This window comes from Octadecabacter sp. SW4, from assembly GCF_008065155.1.
Lineage (GTDB): Bacteria > Pseudomonadota > Alphaproteobacteria > Rhodobacterales > Rhodobacteraceae > SW4.
The window spans coordinates 1,058,410-1,073,433 of record NZ_CP042819.1; the positions used below are offsets into that span (position 1 = coordinate 1,058,410).

The 15,024-nt window shown below is 62.1% G+C and carries 16 protein-coding genes; all 16 read left to right on the top strand.

Annotation, left to right across the window (positions count from 1 at the left end):
* The first annotated feature begins 136 nt into the window (after positions 1-136).
* On the top strand, positions 137-1,303 hold the full coding sequence (gene ftsW / locus FTO60_RS05315; RefSeq protein WP_148054991.1) for a putative lipid II flippase FtsW: 1,167 nt from the start codon (positions 137-139) through the stop codon (positions 1,301-1,303).
* An 81-nt stretch (positions 1,304-1,384) separates the two neighbouring features.
* Positions 1,385-2,512: an undecaprenyldiphospho-muramoylpentapeptide beta-N-acetylglucosaminyltransferase gene (gene murG, locus FTO60_RS05320; RefSeq protein ID WP_148057056.1), complete on the top strand. Its 1,128-nt coding sequence runs from the start codon at positions 1,385-1,387 to the stop codon at positions 2,510-2,512.
* Positions 2,509-3,912 (top strand): UDP-N-acetylmuramate--L-alanine ligase, encoded by a 1,404-nt coding sequence (gene murC / locus FTO60_RS05325; RefSeq protein WP_148054992.1) that lies wholly within the window; start codon positions 2,509-2,511, stop codon positions 3,910-3,912. Before murG ends, murC begins: the two co-directional genes overlap by 4 nt.
* Positions 3,909-4,136 carry a hypothetical protein gene (locus tag FTO60_RS05330; protein WP_148054993.1) on the top strand — a complete coding sequence of 76 codons (228 nt, stop codon included), beginning with the start codon at positions 3,909-3,911 and terminating at the stop codon, positions 4,134-4,136. Before murC ends, FTO60_RS05330 begins: the two co-directional genes overlap by 4 nt.
* Complete coding sequence (locus tag FTO60_RS05335; protein ID WP_148054994.1) at positions 4,133-4,387, top strand: DUF2484 family protein; 255 nt, start codon at positions 4,133-4,135, stop codon at positions 4,385-4,387. The genes FTO60_RS05330 and FTO60_RS05335 overlap by 4 nt, the downstream gene beginning before the upstream one ends.
* The gene (locus FTO60_RS05340) at positions 4,384-4,644 is read left to right on the top strand and encodes a DUF2484 family protein (protein ID WP_148054995.1); all 261 of its coding nucleotides are present in this window, start codon (positions 4,384-4,386) and stop codon (positions 4,642-4,644) included. Before FTO60_RS05335 ends, FTO60_RS05340 begins: the two co-directional genes overlap by 4 nt.
* Positions 4,644-4,787, top strand: coding sequence for a hypothetical protein (locus tag FTO60_RS17615; RefSeq protein WP_172623808.1), 144 nt, complete (start codon positions 4,644-4,646; stop codon positions 4,785-4,787). Before FTO60_RS05340 ends, FTO60_RS17615 begins: the two co-directional genes overlap by 1 nt.
* Before the next feature lie 9 nt (positions 4,788-4,796).
* Positions 4,797-5,090: a hypothetical protein gene (locus FTO60_RS05345; RefSeq protein WP_148054996.1), complete on the top strand. Its 294-nt coding sequence runs from the start codon at positions 4,797-4,799 to the stop codon at positions 5,088-5,090.
* Entirely contained in the window at positions 5,080-6,030 is a 951-nt protein-coding gene (murB, locus tag FTO60_RS05350) for a UDP-N-acetylmuramate dehydrogenase (protein ID WP_148054997.1), read from the top strand. The genes FTO60_RS05345 and murB overlap by 11 nt, the downstream gene beginning before the upstream one ends.
* A gap of 80 nt (positions 6,031-6,110) precedes the next feature.
* The gene (locus FTO60_RS05355) at positions 6,111-7,025 is read left to right on the top strand and encodes a D-alanine--D-alanine ligase (RefSeq protein WP_172623809.1); all 915 of its coding nucleotides are present in this window, start codon (positions 6,111-6,113) and stop codon (positions 7,023-7,025) included.
* Positions 7,013-7,882 carry a cell division protein FtsQ/DivIB gene (locus tag FTO60_RS05360; protein WP_148054998.1) on the top strand — a complete coding sequence of 290 codons (870 nt, stop codon included), beginning with the start codon at positions 7,013-7,015 and terminating at the stop codon, positions 7,880-7,882. Before FTO60_RS05355 ends, FTO60_RS05360 begins: the two co-directional genes overlap by 13 nt.
* 7 nt (positions 7,883-7,889) lie before the next feature.
* The gene (ftsA, locus tag FTO60_RS05365) at positions 7,890-9,224 is read left to right on the top strand and encodes a cell division protein FtsA (RefSeq protein WP_148057058.1); all 1,335 of its coding nucleotides are present in this window, start codon (positions 7,890-7,892) and stop codon (positions 9,222-9,224) included.
* A 173-nt stretch (positions 9,225-9,397) separates the two neighbouring features.
* Positions 9,398-10,975, top strand: a complete 1,578-nt coding sequence (gene ftsZ / locus FTO60_RS05370) for a cell division protein FtsZ (RefSeq protein ID WP_148054999.1) — start codon at positions 9,398-9,400, stop codon at positions 10,973-10,975.
* 193 nt (positions 10,976-11,168) lie between these two features.
* On the top strand, positions 11,169-12,089 hold the full coding sequence (gene lpxC / locus FTO60_RS05375; RefSeq protein WP_148055000.1) for a UDP-3-O-acyl-N-acetylglucosamine deacetylase: 921 nt from the start codon (positions 11,169-11,171) through the stop codon (positions 12,087-12,089).
* Between the two features lie 114 nt (positions 12,090-12,203).
* A complete protein-coding gene (locus FTO60_RS05380) occupies positions 12,204-13,058 on the top strand; it encodes an outer membrane protein assembly factor BamD (protein WP_148055001.1) in 855 nt (284 codons plus the stop codon).
* Positions 13,059-13,094: 36 nt separating this feature from the next.
* Positions 13,095-14,744 carry a DNA repair protein RecN gene (gene recN / locus FTO60_RS05385; RefSeq protein ID WP_148055002.1) on the top strand — a complete coding sequence of 550 codons (1,650 nt, stop codon included), beginning with the start codon at positions 13,095-13,097 and terminating at the stop codon, positions 14,742-14,744.
* The last annotated feature ends 280 nt before the right edge of the window (positions 14,745-15,024 follow it).

The following is a 15,024-nucleotide window of genomic DNA, read 5'->3' on the forward strand; positions in this document are numbered from 1 at the left end:
CAAGCGCAAGAGGTATGGTAATGTGCGTTTCAACGCACCTTACACCTTATTTCTCTGGAAACGCTGGGCATTTGCCGTTAGGGTTGCAATCAGACCCGGCAAACGGGCGATGTTGAGGCAAGTTGGCGGTATCCAAATGACCGAGATGGTATTCGGGGCAGTGCCCGTTCGCGCAGGCGATCCTGTTCTTCCGCGCTGGTGGCGCACAATTGATCGCTGGACCCTGTCCTGTGTTCTGGTCCTGTTCGGGATCGGGCTGTTGCTGGGGCTGGCCTCGTCGCCGCCCCTGGCCGCCAGAAATGGGCTGGAGCCGTTCTATTACGTGCAAAGACAGGCGTTTTTCGGCGGCATTGCCATCATCGCGATGTTCATCACCTCGATGCTGTCGCCGCAGTTGGTGCGGCGCTTGGCGGTGCTGGGGTTCATGGCGGCATTCGTCGCATTGATTCTTTTGCCGGTGTTTGGCACCGACTATGGCAAGGGCGCTGTGCGCTGGTATTCGCTCGGGTTCGCCTCGGTCCAGCCATCGGAGTTTCTCAAGCCCGGCTTTGTGGTCGTGGCGGCGTGGTTCATGGCCGCGTCACAGGAATTGGGCGGCCCTCCGGGCAAGTCCTATTCGTTTTTCCTTGTGATTGTGATCGTCGGATTTCTGGCGATGCAGCCTGATTTCGGACAGGCCGCGCTTGTGCTGTTTGCCTGGGGTGTGATGTATTTCGTGGCTGGCGCGCCGATTTTGCTGCTGTTGGTGCTGGCTGGCATGGTCGTGTTTGCGGGTATGTTTTTCTATGCCACATCCGAACACTTTGCCCGCCGTATCGACGGGTTCCTCTCGCCCGACCTGGACCCCAGAACGCAGCTGGGCTACGCCACCGACGCGATCCGCGAGGGCGGCTTTTTCGGCGTCGGCGTCGGCGAGGGGCAGGTGAAATGGTCGCTGCCTGATGCGCACACGGATTTCATCATCGCCGTGGCGGCCGAAGAATACGGGCTGATCTGCGTCCTGCTGATCATCGCGCTTTATACGACGATTGTCGTGCGGTCGCTGATGCGGCTGATGAAGGAACGCGATCCGTTCATCCGCCTGGCGGGAACGGGGCTGGCCTGCATCTTTGGCGTGCAGGCGATGATCAACATGGCCGTGGCCGTGCGTCTTTTGCCCGCCAAGGGCATGACCCTCCCGTTTGTCAGCTACGGCGGCAGTTCGGTGATCGCGTCGGGGATTGCCGTGGGCATGTTGCTGGCCTTTACCCGCACCCGCCCGCAAGGCGAAATCGGCGATATCCTGATGCGGCGGGGGCGGTAAAATGCGGTCTGGCGGGCGTGGGTCACGACCCACCTTACGGGGCAAGGTAACGTGGGTCACGACCCACGCGCCGATGGCACCATGAAGGACGCGCCCCTGATCGTCATCGCCGCCGGTGGCACCGGCGGTCACATGTTTCCCGCCCAGGCCGTCGCCGAGGCGATGCTGGCCAAAGGCTGGCGCGTGACCCTGTCCACGGACAAGCGCGGCGCGCGCTACACAGGCGCATTCCCCAGTGCCGTCGCCATCAAGCAGGTGCGCAGCGCCACCTTTGCGCGCGGCGGCGCGGGTGCCAAACTGGCCGTGCCGTTCCGGATACTGGGCGGCGTTTTTGCGGCGATCTGGCGCACCTTTCGCGACCGCCCCGCCGTTGTCGTGGGCTTTGGCGGCTACCCCAGCATCCCTGCTGTCACCGCCGCCTGGGTGCTGCGCGTGCCGGTAATGATCCACGAACAAAACGGCGTGTTGGGCCGCGTGAACCGTCTGTTCGCCAAGCGCGTGAACACGGTCGCTTGTGGCACATGGCCGACCACTTTGCCCGATGGGGTGACCGGCATCCACACCGGCAACCCGGTGCGCGCCGCGGTGCTGGACCGTGCAGGCGCGGGCTATATTCCGCCGGGTGATTATCCCATGTCGATCCTCGTGATGGGTGGCAGTCAGGGCGCACGTATCCTGTCCGATATCGTCCCGCCTGCAATCAGCGCCCTGCCCGAAAATATCCGCCGCAACGTCCGTGTCGCCCATCAGGCGCGCGACGAAGACCTGATGCGTGTCGCGACCTATTACGCCGATGAATGTATCGCCGCCGACGTGGACACCTTTTTCACCGATGTCCCCAGCCGTATGGCCGATGCGCAGCTGGTGATCAGCCGCGCAGGCGCGAGCAGCGTGGCCGATATCAGCATCATCGGCCGCCCCGCGATCCTTGTGCCTTATGCCGCCGCGACGGGCGATCACCAAACCGCCAATGCCCGCCAGCTGGCGGATGCAGACGCGGCCATTCTGGTCCCTGAAACCCAGCTTGAGGTCGACAGCCTCAGCCAACAGATCGCCAGCGTCTTGGGCCAGCCGGATGTGGCAACAACGATGGCGAATGCCGCCCTGTCCTGTGGTGTGCCAGACGCAACTGACCGACTTGTGGCGCTGATTGATGACGTCGCTGGCCTGGCCGCCCCCGACACCGAAAACACGAAAGACGAGGCATGAACGCAGCAACCAAACTTCCCCTCGACGTTGGCCCGATCCATTTTGTCGGAATCGGCGGCATTGGCATGTCGGGCATCGCCGAAGTGCTGCTCAACCATGGGTATGTGGTGCAGGGGTCCGACCTCAAGACCTCGAAAATCACCGACCGTCTGGCCCGGAACGGCGCGCTGATATTCGAAGGCCAGCGCGCCGAAAATCTGGACGCTGCCGAAGTGGTGGTGATTTCAAGCGCCATCAAGCCGGGCAATCCCGAACTGGACGAGGCCCGCCGCCGTGGCCTTCCGGTGGTGCGCCGTGCCGAAATGCTTGCCGAACTGATGCGCCTGAAATCCAACATCGCCGTTGCGGGCACCCACGGCAAGACGACCACCACAACGATGATGGCCGAACTGATGGTCGCGGGGCATTTTGACCCGACCGTGATCAACGGCGGGATCATCCATGCTTACGGGTCCAATGCGCGGATGGGGCAGGGCGAATGGATGGTGGTCGAGGCGGACGAGTCCGACGGCACCTTCAACCGCTTGCCCGCGACGATCGCGATTGTCACCAATATCGACCCCGAACACATGGAGCACTGGGGCACCGAAGAAAACCTGCATCGCGGCTTTCTTGATTTCGTGTCCAACATTCCGTTCTACGGGCTGGCCGTCTGCTGCACCGATGATCACGATGTGCAGGCGCTGGTCGCCAAGATCACCGACCGCCGCGTGGTCACTTACGGGTTCAATGCGCAGGCCGACGTGCGTGCCCAAGGGGTGCACTACAAGGGCGGCGTGGCGCATTTCGACATCGTCCTGCAAAACGAAGGGGCGGTGATCAAGGGCTGTACGCTGCCCATGCCCGGCGATCACAATGTCAGCAATGCTCTGTCTGCCGTGGCCGTGGCGCGCCATCTGGGGATGAAACTGGACGAAATCCGTGCCGCGCTGGCCGGTTTTGGCGGGGTTAACCGCCGCTTCACCAAAGTGGGCGAAGTTGACGGCGTGACGATCATTGACGACTACGGCCATCACCCGACGGAAATTGCCGCCGTGCTCAAGGCCGCGCGCCAATCGAGCGAGGGGCGGGTGATCGCCGTGCATCAACCGCACCGCTACAGCCGTTTGCACAACCTGTTCGATGACTTCTGCACCTGTTTCAATGACGCAGATGTGGTTGGAATCGCTGATATTTACGCCGCTGGCGAAGATCCCATTCCGGGCGCAAGCCGCGATGATCTGGTGCAGGGCCTCATTCAGGCGGGCCACCGCGACGCCCGCGCCGTCCCCGATGAGGCCGCACTGGCGCAACTGGTCCGCGACACCGCCAAACCAGGCGATATGGTCGTCTGCCTGGGGGCCGGCACGATCAGCACCTGGGCCAACGGTTTACCTGCGGCCCTGAAGGCAAACACATGAGCTGGGCCTATATCATCGCTGCGGCAGTCGTTCTGACCGGGCTTTTGGCCGTCACCAGACTGTTGCGCCGGATGATGTTTGCCTTTGCCCTCGCCGCGACCGTTCTTTTGCTGCTCCATATGCAGCAGAACCCGGCCGAAGGCGCGGCGGCACTGGCCGTGATGGGCGGCGGTCTTGGGTTTGCGTCACCGCTGCGGCGCTTGATCCTGCGGGGGTTCTTATGAGCACTGCCATCATTGTGTCGTCGTTCTGGGTGCTGGCCGCGACCGTGGTTGCCTTCCTGCCCATGCGCTGGCAGATGGTGCCGGGGCTGGCGCTGTTGATCGCGGCCCCTGTGTTGATCATCTGGATCGGCTTGATTCATGGCTGGTGGGTCTCGGCCCTGGCCTTTGCTGCTTTCGGGTCGATGTTTCGAAACCCGTTGATTTACCTGTTCCGCCGCGCGCGCGGTGAAAGGCCGGAGATCCCGAAATGAGCATATCCATGATCCTCGCCTTTCTCTGGTTCATTGTCGCAAACCTGTTAGCGATGGTGCCCAGCCGCGACAACCATTGGCGGCGCGCCTATGTTCTGATCGCGATTGGTGTTCCGCTGGTCGGCTTCGTCACCTATGAAAACGGGCCCTGGCTGGGGCTGTTGGTGTTGGCGGCGGGTGCCTCTGTGCTGCGCTGGCCGGTGATCTATCTGGGGCGCTGGATGCGGCGTCAACTGAACAACGGCGAGGGGGCGTAGTGGGCCAGATCGTCATGATCGGCATGGCAATCGACGTGGCTGGCGGGGTGGCCACCCTCATTTTTACCCTGATCATCGTGACACCGACCGCGGGATTTGCGATCATAGGCGCAAATCGGGCCAATCCGGCCGTTAACGCCTAGGGGTGCCGTATGGATCCCATCGTCTATCCGATCGCCTTTTTTATCATTGGTGGGCTTGCGGCCTACGGGGTCGGGCGGATCATCGGCTACAAGAGCGTCTGGATTTTCGCGGGGCTGGCCGCTGTGGGGTATCTGATCAGCTTTGTTTCCGGCACGCAGTCCACGGGGCAATACGCTGGCGTTGCGCAAATCCTGATTGCATTGTTCGTCATTACACCTGTTCTTGTCGGCGCGCTGGTCGGCGGCGTCATTGGCGGCTATCACAGGCAGCGCAAAATGATTGAGCGATTGAATGACGACTGATCTTCCGGCCGTGCGCGGCACGCTGACCCCGAACCGCCCCTTGGCCGATCTGACGTGGATGCGTGTGGGCGGGCCTGCGGACTGGCTGTTCCAGCCGGCCGATCAGGATGATCTGGCGCAGTTTCTGGCCGCCCTTGATCCTGCCATCGCGGTGTTTGCCATGGGTGTCGGCAGTAACCTGATTGTGCGTGATGGTGGTGTGCGTGCGGTGGTTGTGCGCATGGGCCGCGGCTTTAACGCCATTGCGTTTGACGGCACGCGGGTGCGGGCAGGGGCGGCAGCCCTGGACGCCCATGTCGCCCGCAAGGCGGCGGCGGAAGGGTTGGATTTGACATTTCTGCGCACGATCCCCGGCACAATTGGCGGGGCTGTGCGGATGAATGCGGGGTGTTACGGCAGTTATATGGCCGATGTGCTGGAAAGCGTGACCGTGGTCTTGCGTGACGGGACGGTCACAGAACTGCCCGCCGACGCGCTGGCGCTTGGCTATCGCCAGTCCACCCTGCCCGATGGCGCGGTGATCACGGGGGCCGTGCTGAACGCCCCGGCGGGCGACCCGGCGAGGCTGGAACAGCGCATGGCGGACCAACTGGCGAAACGTGACGAAACCCAACCCACCAAGGACCGCACGGCAGGCAGCACCTTTCGCAACCCCGCCGGATTCAGCAGCACAGGCGCGGCTGATGATACCCACGATCTCAAGGCCTGGAAGGTGATTGATGACGCGGGAATGCGCGGCGCGGCGCGCGGTGGGGCGGTGATGAATACCAAACATTCCAATTTTCTGACCAACGCTGGCGGCGCGACCGCCGCCGATCTGGAAGGATTAGGCGAAGAGGTCCGAAAAAAGGTTTACGATTCAAGCGGTATCACGTTAGAATGGGAAATTATGCGGGTCGGAGAACCGGCCGCTGATTGCAAAGACACTAAAGACGAATAATCCGGCCAAAATGGTCATGCCCAGGCAGGGGCACAACAAAGACGAACCGCAAAAGGTTCGCATGTAAGGCGCGAGTGGGAATGTCGAGCAGGACAAATCCCAAGGTGGTAGTATTGATGGGTGGCCCTTCCGCGGAGCGCGAGGTGTCGCTCAGTTCAGGTCGCGAATGTGCGGCTGCCTTGGTGAAAGCAGGATGTGACGTGATCGAGGTCGATGCGGGCCACGATCTTGCTATGCGTCTGGCTGATATCAAACCCGATGTCGTGTTCAACGCCCTGCATGGCCGCTGGGGCGAAGACGGTTGTGTGCAGGGCGTGCTGGAGTGGATGTGCATCCCCTATACCCATTCCGGTGTGCTGGCCTCGGCCCTGGCGATGGACAAGGAAAGGTCCAAGGCGGCGTTTCGTGCGGCTGGACTGCCTGTGGTCAACAGCGTGCTGGCGGCGCGCGGCGATGTGCGCGCGCGTCACGTGATGCCACCCCCCTATGTGGTCAAACCCAATAACGAGGGCAGCAGCGTCGGCATCTATCTGGTCCATGACGCCGCCAACGGTCCGCCGCAGTTGGACGACACCATGCCTGACACGGTGATGGTCGAAACCTATGTGCCCGGCCGCGAGTTGACCGTGACCGTGATGGGCGACCGCGCCCTGACGGTGACGGATATCCTGACCGATGGCTGGTATGACTATGACGCCAAATATAAAGAAGGCGGGTCGCGCCATGTTCTTCCCGCCGACCTGCCCAAGGATATTTTTGACGCCTGCATGGATTATGCCCTGCGCGCCCATGACGCCTTGGGCTGTCGTGGTGTCAGCCGCACGGACTACCGCTGGGATGAAGCCCGTGGTCTGGACGGGTTGATCCTGCTGGAAACCAACACCCAACCGGGGATGACACCCACATCCCTCTCCCCCGAACAGGCCGCCCATTGCGGGATATCCTTTCCTGATATGTGCCGCTGGATGGTGGAGGACGCCTCATGCGCGCGCTGAAACCCGGCCTTCGCCGCGATCCCGCCCCTTCGCGCTGGGGCTATCGTTATCAGCGCCTGATGCTGACACCGCTGTTCCGGCGCATGATCAAGGTCGGCCTGCCGGTCGGGGTCGTGGTGTTCGCGCTTGGGTTCTGGGTCATTCACGAAAACAATCGCGCAATCATTGCCGAAAAATACGCGCAGGTTGTGGACAGCATTCAACAACGTCCTGAATTCATGGTGCAGATGATGGCCGTGGACGGGGCGGATGATGCACTTGCCCGGCAAGTCCGCGAAGTCTTGCCGATCGAATTTCCGATTTCTTCCTTTGATCTGGACCTCGAAGAGATGCGCGAGACCGTCGAAGCGCTCAACGCCGTCGCCGAGACCGCGCTACGGGTGCGCCCGGGCGGGATTTTGCAGGTGGATATCGTGCAGCGAATCCCGGTTGCCGTCTGGCGCCAGTCCGAGGGGCTGCGCCTGATTGACGTCGATGGGCAGATCGTCGGGCCGCTGTATTTCCGCGCCGATCGCGCCGATCTGCCGCTGATCGCCGGTGACGGCGCGCGCGAACAACTGGCCGAGGGTTTGCAGCTTTATCGCGCCGCTGGTCCGCTTGCGCCGCGGATGCGGGCCGTGATGCGGATGGGCGAGCGGCGCTGGGACATCGTGCTGGACCGTGATCAGCGCATACTTTTGCCCACGGATGACCCTGTGCGCGCCTTTGAACGGGTCGTGGCGCTGTCACAGGCCCAGGACATGCTGGAACGGGACGTTGCCATTGTGGATATGCGCAACCCGGATCGTCCGACCGTGCGCTTGAATGAACCGGCGGTGACAGAAATGCGCCGCATTAATATGACCGATGGGGAATGAGTGAATGATGAAAGAGCTGTATCAAAGCCAGCGCGCGATGCGCAACATGCGACAAGCAGCCATGCAACGCGGCGTGATCGCCATTCTGGACGTGGGCACGTCAAAGATCGCATGCCTTGTGCTACGCTTTGACGGTCCCGAACGGTTCCGCGACAGCGATGGTGTCGGGTCGATGGCCGGGCAGTCGTCGTTCCGGGTGATCGGAGCCGCCACGACAAGGTCGCGCGGCGTGCGCTTTGGTGAGGTCGAGGCCATGTCAGAGACCGAACGCGCGATTCGCACCGCCCTGCAGGCCGCGCAGAAAATGGCCAACGTGCGTGTGGATCACGTGATTGCCTGCCTGTCGGGTGCGCGTCCGCGCTCATATGGGTTGGACGGCGCGATTGACCTGGCCGGCGGCCTGGTGTCCGAGGGCGACATCGGTCGCGTGCTCGCCGCCTGCGATCTCCCTGATTATGGCGAGGGGCGCGAGGTGCTGCATGCCCAGCCTGTGAACTTCGCGCTTGATAACCGCACCGGCATGGGCGATCCGCGTGGCCAGATCGGCCAGCGCCTGTCCACCGACCTGCACCTTTTGACGGTCGAAGCCTCGGCGATCCAGAACCTTCTGTATTGCATCAACCGCTGCGACCTTGAACTCGCCGGCCTTGCGTCCTCGGCCTATGTGTCGGGGATTTCCGCGCTGGTCGAAGACGAACAGGAACTTGGCGCGGCCTGTATCGATCTGGGTGGTGGATCGACCGGTATTTCGGTCTTTATCAAGAAACACATGATCTATTCCGATGCGGTGCGCATGGGGGGTGAACATGTGACCAGCGACATTTCGATGGGCCTGCAGGTGCCGATGGCCACTGCGGAGCGGATCAAGACATTCTACGGCGGGGTTGTCGCCACTGGCATGGACGACCGCGAAATGATCGAGATTGGCGGCGACACGGGCGATTGGGAACATGACCGTCGCACTGTAAGCCGGGCCGAACTGATCGGCATCATGCGCCCACGGGTCGAGGAAATCTTCGAGGAAGTCCGCGTGCGGCTTGATGCGGCAGGGTTTGAACATCTGCCCGGCCAGCAAATCGTGCTGACGGGCGGTGCCAGCCAAATCCCGGGCCTTGATGGCCTGGCGAGCAAGATTTTGGGCCAGCAGGTGCGCCTTGGCCGCCCGCTGCGCGTGCATGGATTGCCACAGGCCGCGACCGGTCCGGCATTCGCCAGCGCGGTCGGTCTGTCGCTGTTTGCGGCAAATCCACAAGACGAATGGTGGGACTTCGAGATTCCCGCCGAAAAATACCCCGCGCGTTCGCTGAAACGGGCGGTGAAATGGTTTAAGGACAACTGGTAATACGCAAGATATTGCCGATTGCCCGAAATCCGGCGGAAAACGCACAGTTTAGGGCCACATTTTGCGGTTGAATTGTGTTTTTTCCGTGACGATCCGGACCTATCCCGCTAGGATCGGCGAAATATAGGTGAATTTGCCCAATGGGACGGGCCAACAAACAGGCGGACAGAGCAATGACATTGAACCTTTCCATGCCCGGGCAGGAAGAACTGAAGCCCCGCATTACCGTATTCGGTGTTGGCGGTGCAGGTGGCAACGCGGTGAACAACATGATCGAGCAAGCGCTCGAGGGGGTTGAGTTTGTCGTTGCCAACACCGACGCACAGGCGCTTCAGCAGTCACGCTCGGATGCGAAAATCCAGATGGGTGTCAAAGTCACCGAAGGTCTGGGGGCAGGCGCCCGCGCGACAGTCGGGGCCGCCGCCGCCGAAGAAAGCATCGAACAGATCGTCGATCATCTGGCCGGTGCGCATATGTGTTTCATCACCGCGGGCATGGGCGGGGGCACTGGAACAGGTGCTGCGCCCATCATCGCCCAGGCCGCCCGCGAATTGGGCGTGCTGACCGTCGGCGTCGTCACCAAGCCGTTCCAGTTTGAAGGCGGCAAGCGCATGGCGCAGGCCGATGAGGGCATCGAAGCCCTGCAAAAGGTCGTCGATACGCTGATCATCATTCCCAACCAGAACCTGTTTCGGATGGCGACGGAAAACACCACCTTCACCGAAGCATTCGCGCTGGCCGATGATGTTCTTTACCAAGGCGTCAAGGGTGTGACCGATCTGATGGTTCGCCCCGGCCTGATCAACCTTGATTTCGCCGATGTTCGCGCCGTGATGGACGAGATGGGCAAGGCGATGATGGGCACTGGCGAAGCCGAAGGGCAGGACCGCGCCGTGCAGGCCGCCGAAAAGGCCATCGCCAACCCGCTTCTCGACGAAATCAGCCTCGAAGGCGCGCGCGGCGTGCTCATCAACATCACCGGCGGCTACGATCTGACGCTGTTCGAACTTGACGAAGCCGCCAACAAGATTCGCGAAAAGGTCGATCCCGATGCCAATATCATCGTCGGCTCGACGCTGGATACCGGCATGGAAGGCCGGATGCGCGTATCCGTCGTGGCCACAGGAATCGATGCTGTGACCAGCCAGACAGCCATGCCCGTGCCGCGCCGCACGATGGCGCAGCCGCTGGCACAGCATGTCGCCGCCGAAGACCATGTTGAAACACCTGCGCCAGCGCCTGTCGCTGCCCGGGTTGAAGAAGGCGCCGCCGAGGCACCCGCGCAAGACCTGTTTGATGACGAGCAATACACCGCCGCCGAACAGGCCGAGGACATCTTTGAACCCGTGCAGGAAGAGGTCGCTGCCGATGACGGTCTGCCTGAACCCGCCTATCAGCCCCGCCCCGAACCCAGCTTCGAGGCCGAGCCTGAAACCTTTGTCGCGCCCCGCGCGCCTGCCGCTGGCACACCCTCGCCCGAGACAATGGCCCGCCTGAAGGCCGCGGCCGAACAGCGCCAAGCGCCCCGTCCCGCGCATGCAGCACCTGCCGCCGCAGCACCGTTGGACGCCGAGGAAAAGCCGCGTTTCGGGATCAATTCGCTGATCAATCGCATGACCGGCCACGCCGCTGAACAGCAGGCCGAGGCCCGCCCGCAGCCGCAAGTCACGGCCCTGCGCGAGGAGCCAGCCGCTGACCCGGAACAGGAACGGATCGAAATTCCCGCCTTCCTGCGCCGTCAGGCGAACTAAAACGCGTCACATTTTGACAATGGAAGGGCCGCTGTGATGCGGCCCTTTTTCTTTTAAAACAACGCTTTGTGCAGGCGCGGGCGGCATTCCGCGCGCCTGTTACGGGGATGTTTCAGAACGTTGCAAAGTGTGAGTTGAGCATCGGCGCGCCACGCCTTACCTGATGGTCAACAAAAAGCTAAGGGACGACTCTGTGCAGTCTACGTTGAACAAATCAGTTACGTTTCAAGGCGTCGGCCTTCATTCAGGCCGTCCTGTGACGATGACCGTGCGCCCTGCGCTGGCCAGCACCGGGGTCGTATTTTGCCGCACGGATATTTTGGGGCGTAACCCCGTGATACCCGCGCTATGGCACCATGTGATCGTTTCGCCGCTGAATACACGGATTGAAAACGGTGACGGCGTCGTCGTGTCGACCATCGAACATGTGATGGCCGCGCTGGCCGGCTGCGGTATCACCAACGCGCGCATTGATATCGACAGCGCCGAGGTGCCGATCATGGACGGCAGCGCCGCCGCCTTTGTGCGCGCCTTTGTCGATGCGGGCATTCTGGCGCAGTCCAGCCCGCTGCGCGCCATCGAAATTCTGACCCCGATCGAGGTTGTGCGCGATGGCAGCATCGCCCGCTTTGATCCCGCGACCAGCCTGCAAATCGACTTTGCCATCGATTTTGACGATGCGGCCATTGGCCATCAGGCCAAGGCGCTGAACATGGCCAACGGCACCTTTGTGCGCGAACTGTGCGACAGCCGCACCTTTTGCCGCAAGGCGGATGTGGACGCGATGCATGCCAACGGGCTGGCCCTGGGCGGCACCTATGAAAACGCGGTCGTGGTGGATGGCGATGCCATCCTCAGCCCCGGCGGTTTGCGCCATAAGGACGAAGCCGTGCGCCATAAGATGCTGGATGCATTGGGCGATCTTTATACCGCCGGCGCGCCGATTCTTGGCCGCTATACCGGTGTGCGTGCCGGTCACGCCATGACAAACCGCCTGTTGCGCGCGTTGTTCGATACGCCTGATGCCTGGCGCTGGGTCACGGTGGACGCCGCTAGTGCTGCGCGTTTGCCCGGCGTGGGTGTCAGCCGCGCCGATCTTTACGCTGTCGCCTAGGGCTTGGATGCGCCAAAGGGTGCAAAAGGCATTTTGCCCCCGATTTTTCTATGCTAGACCAATAACAAGAGGAGGGCACATGACCCTCACAGGATCCTAATCGGGGGCGTCTTGATGTCAGGTCGCAGCAGTTTGTCAAAGTCGCGGGTTCTCTTGGGTGCAGCCTTGCTTGCCATGACTTTCGTGGCGGCATGTGGCGGTCTTGATACGCGCGCGCCCGGCGCCCTTGATAATTACACGGCCGAGGAAATTTTCCAGCGCGGCGAATATGAACTGGAACGTGGGCAGGCCGATGATGCCGCCTTTTACTTTGGTGAAATTGAACGGCTTTATCCCTATAGCGAATGGGCCAAACGCGCGCTGATCATGCAGGCGTTCTCGTATCATCGCGACCGCGACTATCCCAACAGCCGCGCCGCCGCGCAGCGTTACATCGACTTCTATCCCGCCGATGAGGACGCGGCATATGCCCAGTATCTGCTGGCCCTGTCCTATTACGACCAGATTGACGAAGTGGGCCGCGACCAGGGACTGACCTTTCAGGCGCTACAAGCCCTGCGCGTCGTGATCGAACGCTATCCCGACAGTGAATACGCGCGCTCCTCGATCCTGAAATTCGATCTGGCCTTTGACCATCTGGCCGCCAAGGAAATGGAGATCGGGCGCTATTATCTGCGTCGGGGTCACTATGCCGCCGCGATCAACCGCTTCCGCATCGTGGTCGAGGATTTTCAGACGACCACCCACACCGCCGAGGCGCTGTATCGTCTGATCGAAAGTTATCTGTCGCTGGGCCTGACGGACGAGGCGCAGACCGCAGGGGCCATTCTGGGTTACAACTACCAATCGACCGAATGGTATCAGGAGGGCTATGCGCTGCTGACCGGACGTGGCCTCGAGGCGCGCGACATCGGCGATAACTGGCTGTCGGCGATCTACCGTCAGGTGGTGCGGGGCGAATGGCTTTAACGGGTGGTGAGGCAAAACTCCAGCTGACGGTTTCCTATGCTGCGTCACCTTGAAATCCGCGACATGTTGATCATTGACCGGTTGGATCTTGCCTTTCAGCCGGGGCTGAATGTGCTGACCGGTGAAACCGGGGCCGGAAAATCTATCTTACTGGATTCATTGGGGTTTGTGCTGGGTTGGCGCGGGCGCGCCGAACTTGTGCGCGCCGGGGCCGATCAGGGTGAAGTGACAGCGGTGTTCGATTTGCCCGCAGGTCACGCCGCCCATGATGTGCTGCAAGACGCCGGGATCGCAGCCGAAGCTGAGCTGATCCTGCGCCGCATCAACACGACTGACGGGCGCAAGACTGCCTGGGTCAATGACCGCAGGGTAAGTGGCGAGGTGCTGCGCGCCTTGTCCGATACCTTGATCGAATTGCATGGCCAGAACGATGATCGCGGCTTGCTGAACCCGCGCGGCCATCGCCAGTTGCTGGATGATTTCGCGGCCAACGCCCCCTTGCTGGCAGCAACGCGCACGGCATGGCGGGCCTTGACCGCCGCGCAAAAGGCGCTGGGTGCCGCCGAAGGCAGACTCGCCGAGGCCCGCGCCGAAGAAGATTATCTGCGTCACGCGGTCGCCGAACTGGACAAATTGGCCCCCGAACCGGGCGAAGAAGCAAAACTGGACGGCGAACGCCGCCTGATGCAAGCGGCCGAGAAAATCCGCGAGGATATCGCCCGCGCCCGCGAGGCCCTTGGCCTGCAAGGGGCCGAAGGGATGATCACCGATGCCTCACGCTGGCTTGGCGGCGTTGCAGATCGCGCCGAAGGACAGTTGGACGCGCCGATGGCCGCCTTGGAACGGGTGCTGCTTGATCTGGACGCCGCACAGCAGGGGGTCGAGGCCTGTCTGGACGCGCTGGCCTTCAACCCGCACGAACTGGAAGATTGCGAAGAGCGCCTGTTTGCGATCCGTGCTTTGGCGCGCAAACATGACGTGTTGCCCGACGATCTGGGCGGTTTTGCCGATGGGTTGCGCGCGCGCCTGACGGTCCTGGACAGCGGTGCGGCGGATCTGGCGGCATTGACGCAGGCGGTTGTGCAGGCGCGGGCGACATACGACAAGGCGGCGCAAACGCTGGGCGATGCGCGCCGCGCCGCCGCATCCCGTCTGGATCGTGCGATGGCGACGGAACTCGCGCCCCTCAAGATGGAACGCGCTGTTTTCGCAACAGAAATCACAGCCGCCGATGCCGGACCCGACGGCACCGACGAGGTGTCGTTCACGGTCGCCACCAACCCGGGCGCGCCTGCGGGGCCGCTTGGCAAAATCGCGTCGGGCGGGGAACTGAGCCGGTTCTTGCTGGCCCTCAAGGTCTGCCTGACGGGCGAGGACAGCAACCTCACGCTGATTTTTGATGAAATTGACCGCGGCGTTGGCGGGGCTACGGCCGATGCGGTGGGGCGGCGATTGGCCGATCTGGCGCAGGGCGGGCAGGTGCTTGTGGTGACCCATTCGCCGCAGGTTGCGGCCTTTGGCGGGCATCACTGGCGGGTGGAAAAGCAGCAGGACGACAGCGTCACACTGTCAACTGTCGTGGCGCTCGATGCTCCCGCGCGGATCGACGAAATCGCGCGCATGTTGTCGGGTGATCGCATCACCGACGAGGCCCGCGCGGCGGCCCGCGCCCTTATGGATGCCTGACAAACGCTGCAACACCGTGACGGGGATATCGCAGCCCATCGCGACCAGTTCAGCGCGTCCCCATCGCCGACAAACAAGAACGGCCGGACGGTGTTTTGCACGGGAATACGTTTGTGCCATTGCCACCATCCGGCCTGTCATTGCGCCGCACAAGCGGCTGTTCTGAAAATGTGCGTTGTGACCACTCACCTTCACGCGGCACGGTGAAAATCTATTCTGATGCCTTTCGGCGGTTTGGAAAAAGCAGCGTCTCTATGATAAAAATCATACCACATTGGCA